This is a genomic window from Streptomyces sp. NBC_01515 (assembly GCF_045040345.1).
Classification (GTDB): domain Bacteria; phylum Actinomycetota; class Actinomycetes; order Streptomycetales; family Streptomycetaceae; genus Streptomyces.
This window is the reverse complement of sequence record NZ_CP109416.1, coordinates 9,931,526-9,945,760: the sequence shown is the minus strand read 5'-3', so window position 1 is coordinate 9,945,760 and position 14,235 is coordinate 9,931,526. Positions and strand designations below refer to the sequence as shown.

Annotated in this window: 13 protein-coding genes and 1 pseudogene; 10 read left to right on the top strand and 4 right to left on the bottom strand. The window is 71.1% G+C overall.

The window, feature by feature from the left end; translation table 11 throughout:
* Positions 1–2 precede the first annotated feature (2 nt).
* A complete protein-coding gene (locus OG407_RS43940; RefSeq protein ID WP_405868910.1) occupies positions 3–1,064 on the top strand; it encodes an MsnO8 family LLM class oxidoreductase in 1,062 nt (353 codons plus the stop codon).
* Here OG407_RS43940 and OG407_RS43935 read toward each other — a convergent pair.
* A complete protein-coding gene (locus OG407_RS43935) occupies positions 1,018–1,857 on the bottom strand; it encodes a BTAD domain-containing putative transcriptional regulator (protein ID WP_405866225.1) in 840 nt (279 codons plus the stop codon). The genes OG407_RS43940 and OG407_RS43935 overlap by 47 nt on opposite strands.
* 114 nt (positions 1,858–1,971) lie before the next feature.
* On the opposite strand from OG407_RS43935, the pseudogene OG407_RS43930 reads away from it, so the two are divergent.
* From OG407_RS43930 to OG407_RS43910, 5 genes and pseudogenes are all read left to right on the top strand, one after another.
* Positions 1,972–2,438, top strand: a pseudogene (locus tag OG407_RS43930) (substrate-binding domain-containing protein); the annotation flags it as partial.
* A gap of 67 nt (positions 2,439–2,505) precedes the next feature.
* Entirely contained in the window at positions 2,506–3,165 is a 660-nt protein-coding gene (locus OG407_RS43925) for a carbohydrate ABC transporter permease (RefSeq protein ID WP_405866223.1), read from the top strand.
* A gap of 27 nt (positions 3,166–3,192) precedes the next feature.
* Positions 3,193–3,324, top strand: a complete 132-nt coding sequence (locus tag OG407_RS43920; RefSeq protein WP_405866221.1) for a hypothetical protein — start codon at positions 3,193–3,195, stop codon at positions 3,322–3,324.
* A gap of 307 nt (positions 3,325–3,631) precedes the next feature.
* Positions 3,632–4,945, top strand: coding sequence for an MFS transporter (locus OG407_RS43915; RefSeq protein WP_405866219.1), 1,314 nt, complete (start codon positions 3,632–3,634; stop codon positions 4,943–4,945).
* Positions 4,946–5,006: 61 nt separating this feature from the next.
* Complete coding sequence (locus OG407_RS43910; RefSeq protein ID WP_405866217.1) at positions 5,007–6,422, top strand: Fic family protein; 1,416 nt, start codon at positions 5,007–5,009, stop codon at positions 6,420–6,422.
* Here the strand turns inward: OG407_RS43910 and OG407_RS43905 are convergent.
* Together OG407_RS43905 and OG407_RS43900 are read right to left on the bottom strand one after the other, a co-directional pair.
* Positions 6,395–7,654: a glucarate dehydratase family protein gene (locus OG407_RS43905; protein ID WP_405866215.1), complete on the bottom strand. Its 1,260-nt coding sequence runs from the start codon at positions 7,652–7,654 to the stop codon at positions 6,395–6,397. The two genes, OG407_RS43910 and OG407_RS43905, sit on opposite strands and share 28 nt — an antisense overlap.
* A gap of 78 nt (positions 7,655–7,732) precedes the next feature.
* Entirely contained in the window at positions 7,733–9,121 is a 1,389-nt protein-coding gene (locus tag OG407_RS43900; RefSeq protein WP_405866213.1) for a glycoside hydrolase family 43 protein, read from the bottom strand.
* A 248-nt stretch (positions 9,122–9,369) separates the two neighbouring features.
* Here OG407_RS43900 and OG407_RS43895 point away from each other — a divergent pair, with 248 nt between their 5' ends.
* The 4 genes from OG407_RS43895 to OG407_RS43880 all read left to right on the top strand — a co-directional run bounded on the left by OG407_RS43895 (position 9,370) and on the right by OG407_RS43880 (position 13,170).
* On the top strand, positions 9,370–10,791 hold the full coding sequence (locus OG407_RS43895; RefSeq protein WP_405866211.1) for an amidase: 1,422 nt from the start codon (positions 9,370–9,372) through the stop codon (positions 10,789–10,791).
* Positions 10,792–10,817: 26 nt separating this feature from the next.
* Complete coding sequence (locus OG407_RS43890; RefSeq protein WP_234444330.1) at positions 10,818–11,036, top strand: hypothetical protein; 219 nt, start codon at positions 10,818–10,820, stop codon at positions 11,034–11,036.
* Between the two features lie 143 nt (positions 11,037–11,179).
* A complete protein-coding gene (locus OG407_RS43885; protein ID WP_405866209.1) occupies positions 11,180–12,661 on the top strand; it encodes a flotillin family protein in 1,482 nt (493 codons plus the stop codon).
* Between the two features lie 62 nt (positions 12,662–12,723).
* A complete protein-coding gene (locus tag OG407_RS43880) occupies positions 12,724–13,170 on the top strand; it encodes a type II toxin-antitoxin system PemK/MazF family toxin (protein WP_405866207.1) in 447 nt (148 codons plus the stop codon).
* Between the two features lie 27 nt (positions 13,171–13,197).
* Here the strand turns inward: OG407_RS43880 and OG407_RS43875 are convergent, their stop codons facing one another.
* A complete protein-coding gene (locus OG407_RS43875; RefSeq protein WP_405866205.1) occupies positions 13,198–14,022 on the bottom strand; it encodes a TIGR02452 family protein in 825 nt (274 codons plus the stop codon).
* Positions 14,023–14,235 lie beyond the last annotated feature (213 nt).

Sequence of the window (14,235 nt, the reverse complement as noted above, 5' to 3'; positions counted from 1 at the left end):
GCATGCCCCAGTCCCCTCCCGGCGCCGACGGCGCCAGTCCCTCCGTCCTCCTCTCCGTGCTGGAAATCGGCGCGACGGACGGCCAGTTGCCGGCCGCGCAGGTCGTCCAGGAGATCGCCGACGTCGCCCGGGTCAGCGAGGAGTGCGGGTTCCACCGCTTCTGGGTCGCCGAGCACCACGGCTCGCCCGACCTCGTCAGCAGCGCGCCGCCGGTCCTGATCGCCCACATAGCGGCCGTCACCCGGCACATCCGGGTCGGCTCGGGCGGGGTGATGCTCCCCAACCACGCCCCCTACGTCGTGGCCGAACAGTTCGCCACACTGGGCGCCCTGCACCCCGGCCGGATCGACCTGGGCCTGGGCCGCTCATCGAGCACGGCGGGCACCGGGACCTACGGCGCATTGCTGAAGGCGGCACTCCGACGCGACGACAGGGCGACGACCGAATTCCCCGCCCTGATCGACGAACTGACCGGCTTCCTCCACCCGTTGACGGAGAACCAACCGGCCGACTCGACCCTGTTCCTGTCCCCCAGGGTCCCCGCACCGCCCGGGCTCTACGTCCTGGGAGCCGGCGAGAGTTCGGCCCGCACCGCCGCCGAACGCTCACTGCCGTTCGTCTACGGCCATCACCTGGGCCGTTCCAAGTGCCGCCCGGCGGCGGTGGAACGCTACCGGGAGGCGTTCGTCCCCGGCCCGCACGATGCCCGGCCCTACGTCATCGCCTCGCTCAACGTGCTGTGCGCGGAGAGCGACGACGAGGCCGAGCGGCTGGCCCTGCACGCCGCCCGTCGGACCGTGCGGCAACGCAGGGGCACCGCCCCGGACGAGGCCGTGCCGCCGGCCCGGGACGAGTTCCTCGCCCACAGGTTCCTGGAGGACCAGCAGGTGGTGCACGGCGCCCGGGACACGGTGGTCAAGGCCATCGACCATGTGGCGGGCACGCTGGACGCCGACGAGATCATGCTCGTCCCCATCGACCTCACCGGAACGGAACGCGGCCGGACCCTGCGTATGCTCACGGGCCGACGGGCGTCGACCTCGCCGCCCGCCCCGGTCGGCTGACCAGGTCCGTGCCGCCGGTCAGCATGGAGCGGTACAGGGCTTCGAGGACCGGGCTGGGGCCCAGGCCGAACTCCCCGGCCAGGAGCTGCCGGTACTCGTCGTAGACGGCGAACGCCTCGGTCTGGCGCCCCAGTTGGAACAGCGTGTTCATGTGGGCGGCCCGCAGCCGCTCGCGGTGCGGATGCAGCACCGTCAGATCGGCGATCGTGCCGACGACCGCCCGCGCGTTGCCCAGCCACAACTCGGCCTCCGCCCAGTCCTCGTAGACCTGGAGGTACTGCTTGTCGAGGTGGTCCGCCTCGTCGGACAAGGACCTCGAACATCGGAGTTCCGGCAGCGCGGGTCCGCTCCACAGGTGCAGCGCCCGGTTCAACAGCCGGGCGGCACCGGCGAGTTCACCATCGTCCGCCGCCCCGCGTCCGGCGGCGGCGAGGCTCCGGAACCGTAGCGAGTCCAGTTCCTCCTCGCCCACCGACAGCAGATAGCCGCCCACCCCACGGACCAGCCGTCCGCCCGCGCCGCTGTCGGCGAGGAGCCGCCGCAGCGCCCAGACGTACACCTGGACGTTCTTCCGTGCCGTCCTGGGCGGTCCGCCGTCCCACAGGGCGTCCGTCAACACATCCACGGAGACAAGGGTGTTGGGACGGCACAACAGCATGGCGAGAAGCATGCGCTGCTTGAGCGGCCCGAGCGGAAGGGGCCCTTCGTCCTCGCCTCCGCCGGTGACGGACAGCGGACCCAATACGGAGAACCGAACCTGGCCGGGCCGCTGATCGGCCGCCCCTGCACGCATCTGTACCCCCAACTGTCGGACCACAGGACGAAAGAGTGATCCCCGGAACCGCACCTGTCGCGTCCGGTTCCGTTGAACGGAACCGGACGACCGGTCGACGGCCAGGCTCCCTTCCTCGGCATCGACGCCGCCGCCGGTGTCGCGCAGGGCATGGCCCATCTGCTGCGTGCGGGGCACCGCCGGATCGGCATGCTCGACGGCGATCGGATCGACGCCCCCGGGCCGTGCAGAGAGGCCTTTCCGGCCGCCGTACGGCAGCACCAACTCCCCGTCGACGGGAGCTGGGTCGCACCCAGTCCCGAGCACAGCGTGGCGGGCGGTGAGGCGGCCATGGGTCAACTGCTCGACGCGCGGCCCGGAGGCGTGGGCCGCGGGTGCCCGACGACCTGGCCGTGCTGGGCTTCGACGGGCTGTCCCTGGGCGAGTTGGTGGAGCCGGCGCTCAGCACCCCGCACATCGACAAGCGGCACCTGGGCCGGCTCGCCGTCGAGCAGGCCGCCCGACTCAGCGCGGGACAGGCGTCGTTGACCGGCGCCGACGCATGGGTGATTCCCCCACTGGTCGTGCGGGCCTCGGCGTAGCCCCGGCGCGATCGGCAGGCCCCTGTTCGCGATCATCGCGCTGTTCGCGATCATCAACTGGCGGCCGGTGTCCGGCTCCGGGCGCGCCGACCGTCCCCGTATCGCCCAGCGCAAGGGAACCCGCAATGGCCGCGGACCGGACGACCGCCGTCGGTGCTGGATCGCCATCGGTTCCGGCAGCAGGCGCTCCCGTGTCGCCGTGCGGGTGTTGCCGCCGCCCGGTGTACCGGTGTCGCTGTTCCCCTTCTGCTGGCTCGTGGTGATGGCGTCGATCACCACCCAGGCGATCCTCCGGTTCCCGCCCCGGCTGGTGCCAGGGGCCCATCTCCGGGAGAACATGCGGCAGGTGAGCCACCGGATCGATTTCTTCGGTTCGCCGTTCAACACTGTCGTCGTCTCGGTGGCGGGCACGGTACTGGTGCTGTTCTTCGACTCCCTTGCCGCGTTCGCCTTCGCCAAGTACGAGTTCCCGGCACGGAAGCCGCTGTTCGGCATCCTGTTGGCGACGTACATGATTCCCGGCCGGCTCTCGCTCGTGCCCCAGTTCGTCACCATGGCCGACTTCGGCTGGGCCGGTTCGCTCAAGGTCCTCGTGATACCCGGGGCGGCCAACGCGTTCGGAATATTCTGGATGCGTCAGTATGCCCAGAACTCACGGCCCGACGAACTCCTGGACGCCTTCCTCGGCATGTTCACGTTCATCCAGCTCTGGAACGACTGCATCTGACCCCTGGTCGCCCTGGCCAACCTCAACGTGACCTGCGACACCGACTGCCCGGTGGTGATGGCAGGCGCCCTGATGAGCGTGATCCCGCTGATCGTGGTGTTCCTCGTCGGCGCCCGGCACTTCCCGCGCGACCTCGCGGCGGGCGCCACGAAGATGTGACCCGAAGGCGGCACCCGAAGACGGGACGGGAAATGCCGTGGCTGCCTCGCCTCCCCGTGCCCTATGGGCGACAAAGTGGTTTTCTTCCGCCCGCTGTCTTCCGGGTACGGGGAGGTACGGCGTACGCCCCGAGGAGATGTCCGCACCGGATATGCCAAATCTCATTTGACTGCGCTATATTTCACGCCTCAACTCCGCTTGCCCATAGGCGTTTTCCCCTCTCCCCGCCCCCGCGAATTCATTTCGCTCTGGTCGGTACCCATCGTTTCCCCCTCCGTGATACGCCTCACTGAAAGCTTTCCATTCCGTGGCCATCACCCTGCACGAGGACCGGCCGCCCGCCGGTCGCCATGCAGCCGTTCCGTCCGGCAGCCTGTTCCGACGGATCTACGCACCGCGCACCAGCGACGCCCTGGCGTTCTCCATGTCGACGTACGCCATGCCGCTGCTGGTCCTGGCGATCACCCGGTCCTCGTCGCTGACGGGCCTGGCGTTCGCCCTGGAGTGGACACCGCGGATCGCCGCGTTCGTCCTGGCGGGCAAGGTGGTGGACCGGCGCGGCGCGGCGATCGTGTGTTTCCTCGCCTCGCTGCTGCGGGCCCTGGTCCTCGCGGGGGCGGCCGTGGCGCTGGTGATGCTGCCGCGCGGCACCGCGGAGACGGTGACCGTGCTGGTGCTGGCCGCGGTGACCGGCACCCTCACCCAGTTCAGCTTCGTCGCCAACGAGGCCGTGGGCGCGATCGTCACCCGGCGGGCGGAGAACCGGCCCCACGGCGTGCAGTCGGTCCTCATCGGCATCGACCAGTCCGCGATGCTCGTCGGCCCCCTGCTCGCGGGCTTCCTGCTGCTGGTCGGCCCGGGCTGGATGCTCGGCTGCCTGACCGGGCTGTCCCTGCTGGCGGCCGTACTCGGACTCCAGACCCCGCCCACCCCGCTGCGTGCCGGGCGGCCGGTCGGCGAACACGGACCCGGCAGTCTGCGGACCGGGCTGCGCATGTTGCGTAAACTGCCCGCCCTGCGCTGGCTGGTGGCGGGCCTGGCCTGCTCCAATCTCGCCCTCGGCCTGCTCCAGTCCGCGAGCCCGATCATCGTGGTCGAGAACTTCGGCCGCTCCTCCGCCGAGGTCGGCACCCTGTGGTCCGCCGCCGCGGCCGCGACCCTCCTCGCCGTCACCTGCTGCCGCCTCGCCCTGAGCCGCGTCGACCTGTGGGGCGTGGGAGTCGTCTGCGCGACGTTCGCCTCCGCCGCCTGCCTCGCTCTGCCCCAAGCCCCTTCCTACGCCGCCTACATGGTCCTCATCGCGCTGTTCATGGCGGGCGACGGCGGCCTCACCGTCGTCCTGCGCACGCTGCGCTCGCTGGTCATCCCCGCCACGGCCTTCGGCACCACGCTCTCCCTGACCATGCTGCTCCTGCTGCTGCCCTTCCCGGTGGCCGGCATTCTCGTCGCCGTCACTCCGCCGACCCACCTCGACACGGTCGTCCTGTGCTGCGCCCTCGTCCAGGCGGTCGCCCTGGCCATCACCTTCGTCCGGCTGCGCAACGAGCCGACGCTACGCGCGTCCGCCCACCGGCCACCCCACGCCATGCTCCCCAACGAGCCCTCGACGACGCCGCGTTGACGGTCGGTGGCCTGCGGTAATTCGGTTGAACGCACACCCGCCCGGCGTGCAGGCTTGCGCGGTGCAGAGGGAACTGAACCCGCGTGATCTGGACTGGGCCGAGGTGGACCCCGCGCGTCATCCCTTCGACCCCGATTCGGCGGCGGAGGTGGTGCGTTCACTCGGACCCGCCCGCCGGATGCCGACCCGCCCCGACGTCGGCTACGGCGATCCCGTGCTGCGCGACTGGAGTTGGGAGGTGGCGGAGCCCTGGGCCGACGCCATGTCGTACGCCCTCGCCGAGCACTACGGCGACTGGGCCGTGGGCTGGCGCTGGGCGCACGACGAGGGGGACTTCGACGGCGGGCCCGTCGGCAGCTGGTCCCGTGCGAGGTACTCGTTCACCACGTCGGAGGAGACCCTCGACCGGGTGGTCTCCGGGCTGTGCGAGTGGCGCGGCTGGCTGGAGCGGCTCGCCGATCTCTTCGAGGTGTACCCGCTGGACCTGACCGACGTGGCGGACCAGCGAATCCTGTGGGAGTGCGCCGCCCGGAACCTCATCCTCCAGGTGGTCGACCGCACCGGCGCCGGCAGTGCCTGGTACGGGCACTGCCGTCAGGTGCTCACCTGGTTCCTCAGCCGCTGGCACGTCGACCCCGATGTGGCACGGGAGTTGGTCGACGAGGCGATCGACGGGCGGTTCAGGAGCTGGACCGGCCCCGACCGGGTCCTGCTCGACGACATCTCGGAGCGCCTCGCGCTCTCGCTACGGCCCGACGACACCGTACGCCCGCCCGCCTCCGGCCCCCTGCCGGACCATCTGCGGAGCTGGCTCGCGATACGCGAGACCGCGCCGTGGATGGACGCGCCGGACGGCGGCGGGGACGAGCCGGTCGTTCCGTCGCGCGACGGCGCGGCGGAGTACATACGCGCCTTCGACCACACCGTGTCGGCCGCTCGCGGCGAGGGCCTGCTCACCGCCCTGGACCTGGTGCGGGCCGACGCGGCGCGCGGTGCCCGGCTCGACTTCGAGCTGCTGCGCGGCTGGCAGCAGCACGTCCTCGGCACACCCGAACCACCGTCGTTCCGCACCCTGCCGGCCTTCGCCAAGAAGGGCAGCGAGCGCTACGGCATCGGCCCCGACACCCGTGAACGCCTCGACGTGTGCCTGGCCGAGAGCACACGGGACGCCGGCCGGCCCCTCCCGCTGACCGCCCGGGCCGCCCGTGTCTGTCTCGACGTGTGCTTCTTCCATCCCTTCGACGACGGGAACGCCCGGTCCGCCTTCCTGGCCCTCGTCTTCGTGCTGGCCCGCGAGGGCGTCGCCCTGGACGGGGTCACCCTGCTCCGCTGTGTCAGCCACGAGGCCGACAACCCTCAGAGCGGGGTGATCATGGCCCGGTACGTCGGCTCCTACCTCACGGAGACCCGGCGCCGCGCCGCCTCAATCACCGCCCAGGTACGGCGAGTTCACCACCTGGGGAGTCTCGGCTCGTAGTCGGGCCGGACCCGCCGCATATACGCGGTGTCGTCCCGGCCGCGCACACCCGAGTCGAGGTAGAGCCGGTGCAGCCGGTCGAGGGCGTCGTGGTCGAGCTCCACACCGAGGCCGGGACCGGTGGGAACCCTGACCGCGCCGTCCCGCAGTTCCAGCACCCCGGGGACGACGACGTCGTCGGCCGAGTTCCACGGGTAGTGCGTGTCGCAGGAGTGGTCGAGGTTGGGGATGGCCGCCGCGACATGGGTCATGGCGGCGAGGCTGATGCCCAGGTGCGAGTTGGAGTGCATGGACAGTCCGAGCCCGAACACCTCGCAGACGACGGCCAGTTCACGGGTCCGGCGCAGCCCGCCCCAGTAGTGGTGGTCGGTGAGGAGGACCTGGATCGCGCGCTGCTCGATCGCGGGCCGCAGATGCTCCCAGGCGATCACGCACATGTTGGTGGCGAGCGGGAGCGGTGACTCCTTCGCGACCCGCGCCATGCCGGGGATGGTGGCGGTCGGGTCCTCCAAGTACTCCAGGACGCCGTCCAGTTGACGGGCCACGTACGTCGAGGTCTCCGGCGTCCAGGCCGTGTTGGGGTCGAGCCGCAGCGGCTGGCCCGGGAAGGCCTCGGCCAGTGCCCTGATCGCGGCGATCTCCTCGTCGGGCGGGAAGACACCGCCCTTGAGCTTGAACGACCGGAAGCCGTACCGCTGTTGCATCAGCCGGGCCTGCTCGACGATCCCGGCCGGGTCCAGCGCCTCGCCCCAGTCGTCGCCCACCGCGGGTCCCCCGTCGAGGGCGGGGTGTTCGGCCCACTTGTAGAAGAGGTACGCGGCGAAGGGCACGGCGTCGCGCACCTTGCCGCCGAGCAGGTCGCTGACCGGGCGTCCGAGCAGCTTGCCCTGTGCGTCGAGGCAGGCGACCTCCACCGCCGAGCCGGTCCAGCCGCGTTCGTGGGAGCTGGGGACGGTCGGCAGCAGGGCGGCGTCGATCGCGGCGACGAGGGCCGTCGTGTCGAAGACGTCCATCCCCACGACGACCTTCGCCGCCGCCTCAAGTCGCTCCAGCCGGACCGTGCCGCCCGTGGACTCGCCGAGGCCCACGGTGCCGTCCTCCAGCACGAGTTGGAGGACGCATCGGAGGGCGAGCGGCTCGTGGACGCCGTTCGAGTTGAGGAGGGGCGGGTCGCGGAAGGCGATCGGGGTGACGATCAGCTCGCGGATCCGTGTCGCTGCCGTACTGCTCATGCGCCCAGCGCCTCCAGGCCATGGCTGATCAATGTCGTTCGCATTCTGCCCCGTTCCGGTGGATCACAGTCGTGTGTCTCAGGCCCAGGCCGTCACGGGCACGAACGAACTGTCCGTCCGGAAGAGGTCCGTGCCGTCCGTCGGGTCCACCCGCAGCTGGTAGTTGTAGTGGCGGAGGTAGTAGCCCGGGTAGTTGTACGACTCGAAGCGCAGCGCACCGGTGGTGGCGCCGGTCCGGGCGTAGAACGTGGCGTCCCCGGCGAAGGTCACCGTGCCGTCGTTCGCGTCGAAACGGCCCCGGAAGTCGTAGTGGCGCAGGTAGTTGCCTGCCGCGTCCCGGAAGGAGAAGCCGGTCGCGTCGGCGAGGCCGGTGACGACGGTGAACGTGGACGCCTGCTTCAGGACGGTGGTGCTGGAGCTGGTCACCACCGGCAGGTTGAGCAGCGAGGAGACCTCCTGCCAGTAGCGGGTGGTGTAGTTGGCGGACTGGAAGGAGCGGGTGACGCCGGTCGCGAGGCTCGGGCCGCCGGACACCGTCTCCTTGATGACCGTGAAGTGCCGTGCCGTACCGGAGAGCGTGGTGAGCGCGGTCGGCGCTGACCAGGTGGCGAAGGTGTCGTAGCTGTCGCTGTAGTAGTAGGTGCCGTCGCCGTAGCCGTCGAAGAAGATCCGCCAGCCGCCGTTGTCGAGCCGCACCACCGAGGGGCCCTCGCGGTAGCTGCCCCAGCCGGCCCAGTCGCCGGTCCGCGAGATCGTGTAGGGGCCGGTGAGGCTGGTGGCGGTGCCGTACTCGATGTACTTCGCCGTCTCGTTCTTCGTGAAGGCGTGATAGGTCGAGCCGATTCGCACGATGTACGTGTCGATGTGGTTGGAGCCGATGCCGGACAGGGCGACCGGTGAACTCCACGCCGTCAGTGCGGAGTTGGCCGCCTTCAGCCGATAGGGGGTGAAGATCCACTCGTCGTCGGTGGTGGAGCAGGACACGATGACGTTGACACTGCCGTCGGCGTCGACGAACCACTCGGGCGCCCACGCCCGGGACAGGTCGGTGATCGGGACCGTGTAGTCGTACAGGAACGTCCAGTTGACCCGGTCGGCGCTGCGCGCGAAGCCGATGGTGGTGCTGACGTCCTCCCAGGTGTGGGTGGTGTACGTCAGGTAGTAGGAGCCGTCGGTGTGCTTGAACACGCTCGCGTCGCGGATGCGGTTGCTCGGCGGGGTGTAGGCGGAGGCCTGGACGAGGCGGAAGTCGGTGGCGTCGTCGGACTGGTAGACGTTGACGGTGCCGTCGTCGCTGTTGAGGAACGGGACGATCGTGTAGCGGGTGGCGTAGCCGTTCGACGGGGCGGCGGCCAGAGCCGTGCCGAGCAGTCCGGGTGCCTCGCCCAGGACGAGCGCCGAGGCGGGCAGCACGGCCAGCGCGCGCAGCAGGGTGCGGCGGGACGGCATGGGGGGACGTGTGGTCACGGGCGGCTCTCCCGGAGACTCGGATGTTCGTGATGTCGAACGGGGTTCGTGAATTCGGTCAGAAAGTAGGGGTGGGACAGGGGCACGTCAATGGTTTGCGCAATGCTGGATGATCTCTGTGGGACGCCTGTGGCGTACGGCCGGTGCGCGGCGAATCGCCCTCGCCACGCGGGAAGTTGCCGCATCCGGAGCGCACGGGCCGCCCGGTCGTTACCGTTCGGTAGACCACGCGCTTCCGGAGGTGCCGTATGACGCCCGACCGTTCCGCAGGCCTGGCCGAGTCCGCCCGTGCGCTGGCCGCCGGGGAGGTGACCGCGCGGGCCCTGACCGAGGAGGCCCTGGCGCGGATCGAGTCGACTCAGGCCTCCCTCAACGCCTTTCGGATCGTACGGCGGGAGGCGGCACTCGCCGAGGCCGAAGCCGCCGACAAGGAACTGGCAGCCGGAGTCCGCAAGCCGCTCCTCGGCGTGCCGGTCGCCGTCAAGGACGACATGGACGTGGCGGGCGAACCGACCGCGTTCGGCTGCCGGGGCGAGTTCCCGCCGGTGACCGAGGACGGCGAGGCGGTACGACGGCTGCGGGCGGCCGGGGCCGTGATCGTCGGGAAGACGAACACCTGCGAGTTCGGGCAGTGGCCGTTCACCGAGGGCCCCGCGTTCGGCGCGACCCGCAATCCGTGGAACTCCCTTCATACGCCCGGGGGTTCGTCCGGTGGATCGGCGGCGGCGGTCGCCGCGGGGCTGGTCCCGGCCGCGCTCGGCTCGGACGGCGCCGGTTCGGTGCGCATCCCCGCCTCCTGGACCCACCTCATCGGCGTCAAACCCCAGCGCGGGCGCATCTCGACCTGGCCGCGCGGCGAGTCCTTCCAGGGCATCACCGTCAACGGCACCCTCGCCCGTACGGTCGCCGACGCCGCCCTGCTCCTGGACGCGGCCGGCGGCAACCACGCGGGGGACCTGCACCGCCCGCCCGCGCTCACCCTGTCGGAGGCGGTCGGCCGCGACCCCGGCCGACTGCGCATCGCCCTCTCCCTGAAGCCGCCGTTCACCGCGCTGCCCGCCCGGCTCCAACCGGAAGTGCGGGCTCGGGTCCTCGAACTCGCCGAGCGACTCGCCCAGTTGGGCCACACGGTCGTAGAGGACGACCCGCCGTACGGGCAGATCGGGCTGACCTTCCTCCCCCGCGCCACCGCCGGTATCGCCGAGCGGGTCCGCGAAGCTCCGCACCCCGAACTCCTCGACCCCCGCACCCTGGAGGCCGCGCGCCTGGGCCGACGGCTCGGCGGGGCCGCGCTGCGGGCGGCGCGACGCGCGGAGGCGACCCTGCACGACCGCTTCGGGGCGTTCTTCGGGAGGTACGACGTGGTCCTCGCGCCGACAACTGCCGCTCCCCCGCCCCTCGTTGGCGCGATGCTCGACCTGGGCGGCCTGGCCACCGACCGCGCGATGGTCGCCGCCTGCCCCTACGCCTGGCCGTGGAACATCCTCGGCTGGCCCGGCGTCAACGTCCCCGCGGGCTTCGTGGCGGGCGGACTCCCGGTCGGCGCCCAGCTGTTGGGCCCGTCGAACAGCGAGCCTCTGCTGCTGTCCCTCGCCGCGCAGCTGGAGGCGGACCTGCGCTGGCACGAGCGGTGGCCGGAGCCGGTCATCGCGGATTCCCCGGCGGCATAGGCGGGTTGGGCCCGTACCCTGTGACCATGCAGGATGCGTCGATGGTCGGGCTGATGGGGCGGGTCACCGGGACGGTCGGGCCCGGGCTCGTCGGCGAGGTGATCGTCCGGGTGCGCGGGGGCGCCGAGCACTTCCTCGCGTACGCCGCCACGGGCACGGACCGGATCGAGCGGGGAACCGTGGTGATGGTGGTGGAGTACCTGCCGCCGAGGACGGTCTACGTCACGCAGGCATACGACAGTTGAGCTGCCTCCCTCGCAGGTGAGAGCGTTTCAGGTGCGTATGCGTCAAGATTGCAACAAGGATCCGTCAGCGTCTGTACCCCGGTGTCGCGCAGGCGCACACTCCCTTCGTTCGGTGCCGAAAGGGCACCATCAAAAGGGGGCGTATGCCGATGGTCATCGGCGTCGTAGCGGGGGTGGCGGTTCTCGCCGTTCTCGTACTGATCGGTCTGTTCAAGTCGATGTGGCGGGTCGCGGAGCCCAACGAGGCACTCATCATCTCGGGTTCCAAGCACCGCACCGAAGGCCTTGAAGAGGGCATGGGGTTCCGCATCGTCACGGGGCGCGGCACGCTGGTGCTGCCCGGTGTGCAGGCGGTGCGCAAGATCTCGCTCGACCTCAACGAGACCGAGCTGCACGTGGATTGTGTGACCACCCAGGGCATTCCGCTCAAGGTGCGGGGCGTGGTCATCTTCAAGGTGGGCGACGACTTCGTGTCGATCGCCAACGCGGGACGTCGTTTCCTGGATCAGCAGAAGATGATGTCGGAGCGGGTGCACAACGTGTTCGCCGGTCATCTCCGGTCCATCGTGGGCGGGTTGACGGTCGAGGACATGATCCGCGACCGCGAGAAGCTGACGGGGCAGACCCGTGCCGCGTGCGGTACGGAGATGGAGAAACTGGGTCTGATCGTGGACTCGTTGCAGATCCACGAGATCGAGGACCCGACCGGGTACATCAAGAACCTCGCGATGCCGCACGCCGCCGCCGTACAGCGGGACGCGCGCATCGCGCAGGCCGAGGCCAACCGGCTGGCCACCGAGGCCGAGCAGAAGGCCGCGGCACGGATGTCGGAGGCCACCCGGGACAGCGAGATCCTCCAGGCCGGCTACCAGGCCGAGCGCGACAAGGCGGCGGCGAAGGCCCGACAGGCCGGACCCCTCGCGGACGCCGCCGCCCGGCAGGACGTCGTCGTCCAGGAGACCCGGATCGCCGAACTCGACGCCCTGCGCCGGGAACAGCAGCTCCAGGCGGACGTCCGCAAGCCCGCGGACGCCCAGGCGTACGAGACCCGGGCCCGCGCCGAGGCCGAGCGCGACGCGCGGATCTCAGCGGCTCAAGCCAAGGCCAAGGAGACCGAGTTGGCGGCCACGGCCGAGGCGAGCCGGATCAAGACGGCCGCGCTCGCCGAGGCCGAGGCGACCCAGGCACGGGGTGCGGCCGCCGCGACGGCGACCAGGGCCACCGGTGAGGCCGAGGCCGCCGCCGCCCAGGCGAAGGGTCTGGCCGCCGCCGAGGCGACCCGGGCCCAGGGTCTCGCCGAGGCGGAGGCCATCAAGGCGCGGGCCGCGGCTCTCGCCGAGAACCAGGAGGCCGTGGTCGCGCAGCAACTCGCCGAGAACTGGCCGGAGATCGTGAAGGCCGGCGCGTCCGCGTTCGGCAGCATCGACAACATGGTGGTCCTCAACGGGGCCGACGGCATGGCGGAGATGCTCGCCAAGGCACTCACCATGGGCGGCACGGGCCTCGGTCTGGCCCGCCAGCTGCTCTCCTCGATGAACCAGAACGGGCCGACCCCGAGCGGGACTTCGGCCCTGAACGGAGTCACGGCACCGCCGTCGCAGAAGGTGCCGGTGGAGAGGGAGTAGCGGTGATCGTCTGACGGGCGCCCGGCGTCCGGGGTCACGGAGGCACGTTCTAAGGTGCCTCCGTGACCGCCTTTACCGATGAGAACGTTCCGGGCCGCTTCGGCCCCTCCGCCACCACCGAGGCCGACCCGCGCGAGGTCGGCAAGGTCCGTACCGAGTACTCCCCCGCGCACGACGGCGACCCCGATCCCGGCGAGATCGTCTGGACCTGGGTGCCGTTCGAGGAGAACGACGGCCGGGGCAAGGACCGCCCGGTCCTCGTCGTGGCCCGTGAGCCCGGCGGGACCCTGCTCGCCGTCCAGTTGTCCAGCAAGCGCCACGACGCCGACCGCGAGTGGGTGGCTATCGGCAGCGGCCCGTGGGACAAGTCCGGCCGCGACTCGTGGGTCGACGTGGACCGCGTCCTGCGCCTGCACGAGGACGGCATGCGCCGGGAGGCCTGCGCGATCGACCAGATGCGCTTCAACCTCGTCCGGCACCGGCTGCACGAGCGCTACGGCTGGACCTGAGCGGCCGGCGCTGCTTGGCCTGAGGGGCTAGCTCTGGAGCTGACGCTCCGGAAAGGCCCGTACGAAGGCGTCCCGGACCGTGGCACCCGGTGTGCGGTCCAGGACGCCGAACACCACGTGCTCGAAGGCCGCGGCGAACCGTCCGCCCGGCCCGAGCAGCGCGTGGAAGGCGCCCGCGACCTGCGCCGGGTCGTTCCGGAACACCCCGCAGCCCCAGGCGCCCAGGACCAGTCGCCGGTAGCCGTGCAGGGCGGCCGTCTCCAGCACCCGCTCCGCCCGTACGGCGATGGCGTCCGGCAGCTCGGCCGCGCGCTCGGGTGCCGTGCGCAGGACGACCCCGGCGTTCGGTGCGGCGGCGGTCAGGAATCCGGCCGTGTACGGCTCGTCCAGGAGGCGGCCCTTGTCGTCGCGGAAGACGGGGACGGCCGGTGAGTGGATGACGCGGTCCGTGTAGAACGGGTCGCGGTGGGCGCGGTGATGGTCGTAGAAACCGCGGGCTTCGAGCAGGCACGTGTACAGGGCGGAGGCGCGGCAGAGGGCCTCTTCCTGGGCCTGCGCTCCGTTGAGGAAGCCGCCGCCGGGGTTGCGGGCGGAGGCGAAGTTCAGGACGGCGACCGGGCCGGTCAGGCGGCGGGCGGCCTCCAGGCTGCTCTCGCCGGTGACCTCGAAGACCGTCTCCGCAGGCGAGAACGGCGGTGTCCGCACCGGTTCCGGGCCGTACAGGCGCGTGTCCGCGCGGGCCGCCCCGGTCTCGGCGGCGATGGACACCTCGCGCCCGTCAGCCGCGCGATAGCCTCCGGCCGCGACGATCCGCTCGGTCTGCTGCGCGATGCCGCGCAGGCGCGCGCTCATGGCATAACCCCCGTGTACGCCATGAACGCGCGCCCCGCGATCTCCCCCGTGTTCTCCCCCGTCGTGCTCATACCTGCATCCTGAGCGATGCTGGTCGTGCGGTGCAACGGAGTTTCCGGGCCCCGCGAACAGCCGGAGAACCGGAGATTACCGATCCCGAACGTGGCGATACGCACCCTTGTGCGACGCGGCACGAGGGTCTTGGGTGGTACG

Excerpts from the sequence above, each read along its gene's own strand:
- OG407_RS43940 (WP_405868910.1), top strand. The coding sequence starts at position 3 with ATGCCCCAGTCCCCTCCCGGCGCCGACGGCGCCAGTCCCTCCGTCCTC.
- OG407_RS43890 (WP_234444330.1), top strand. The coding sequence starts at position 10,818 with ATGCAGGATGCGTCGATGGTCGGGCTGATGGGGCGGGTCACCGGGACG.
- OG407_RS43895 (WP_405866211.1), top strand. The coding sequence starts at position 9,370 with ATGACGCCCGACCGTTCCGCAGGCCTGGCCGAGTCCGCCCGTGCGCTG.
- OG407_RS43905 (WP_405866215.1), bottom strand. The coding sequence starts at position 7,654 with ATGAGCAGTACGGCAGCGACACGGATCCGCGAGCTGATCGTCACCCCG.
- OG407_RS43875 (WP_405866205.1), bottom strand. The coding sequence starts at position 14,022 with ATGAGCGCGCGCCTGCGCGGCATCGCGCAGCAGACCGAGCGGATCGTC.
- OG407_RS43935 (WP_405866225.1), bottom strand. The coding sequence starts at position 1,857 with ATGCGTGCAGGGGCGGCCGATCAGCGGCCCGGCCAGGTTCGGTTCTCC.
- OG407_RS43885 (WP_405866209.1), top strand. The coding sequence starts at position 11,180 with ATGCCGATGGTCATCGGCGTCGTAGCGGGGGTGGCGGTTCTCGCCGTT.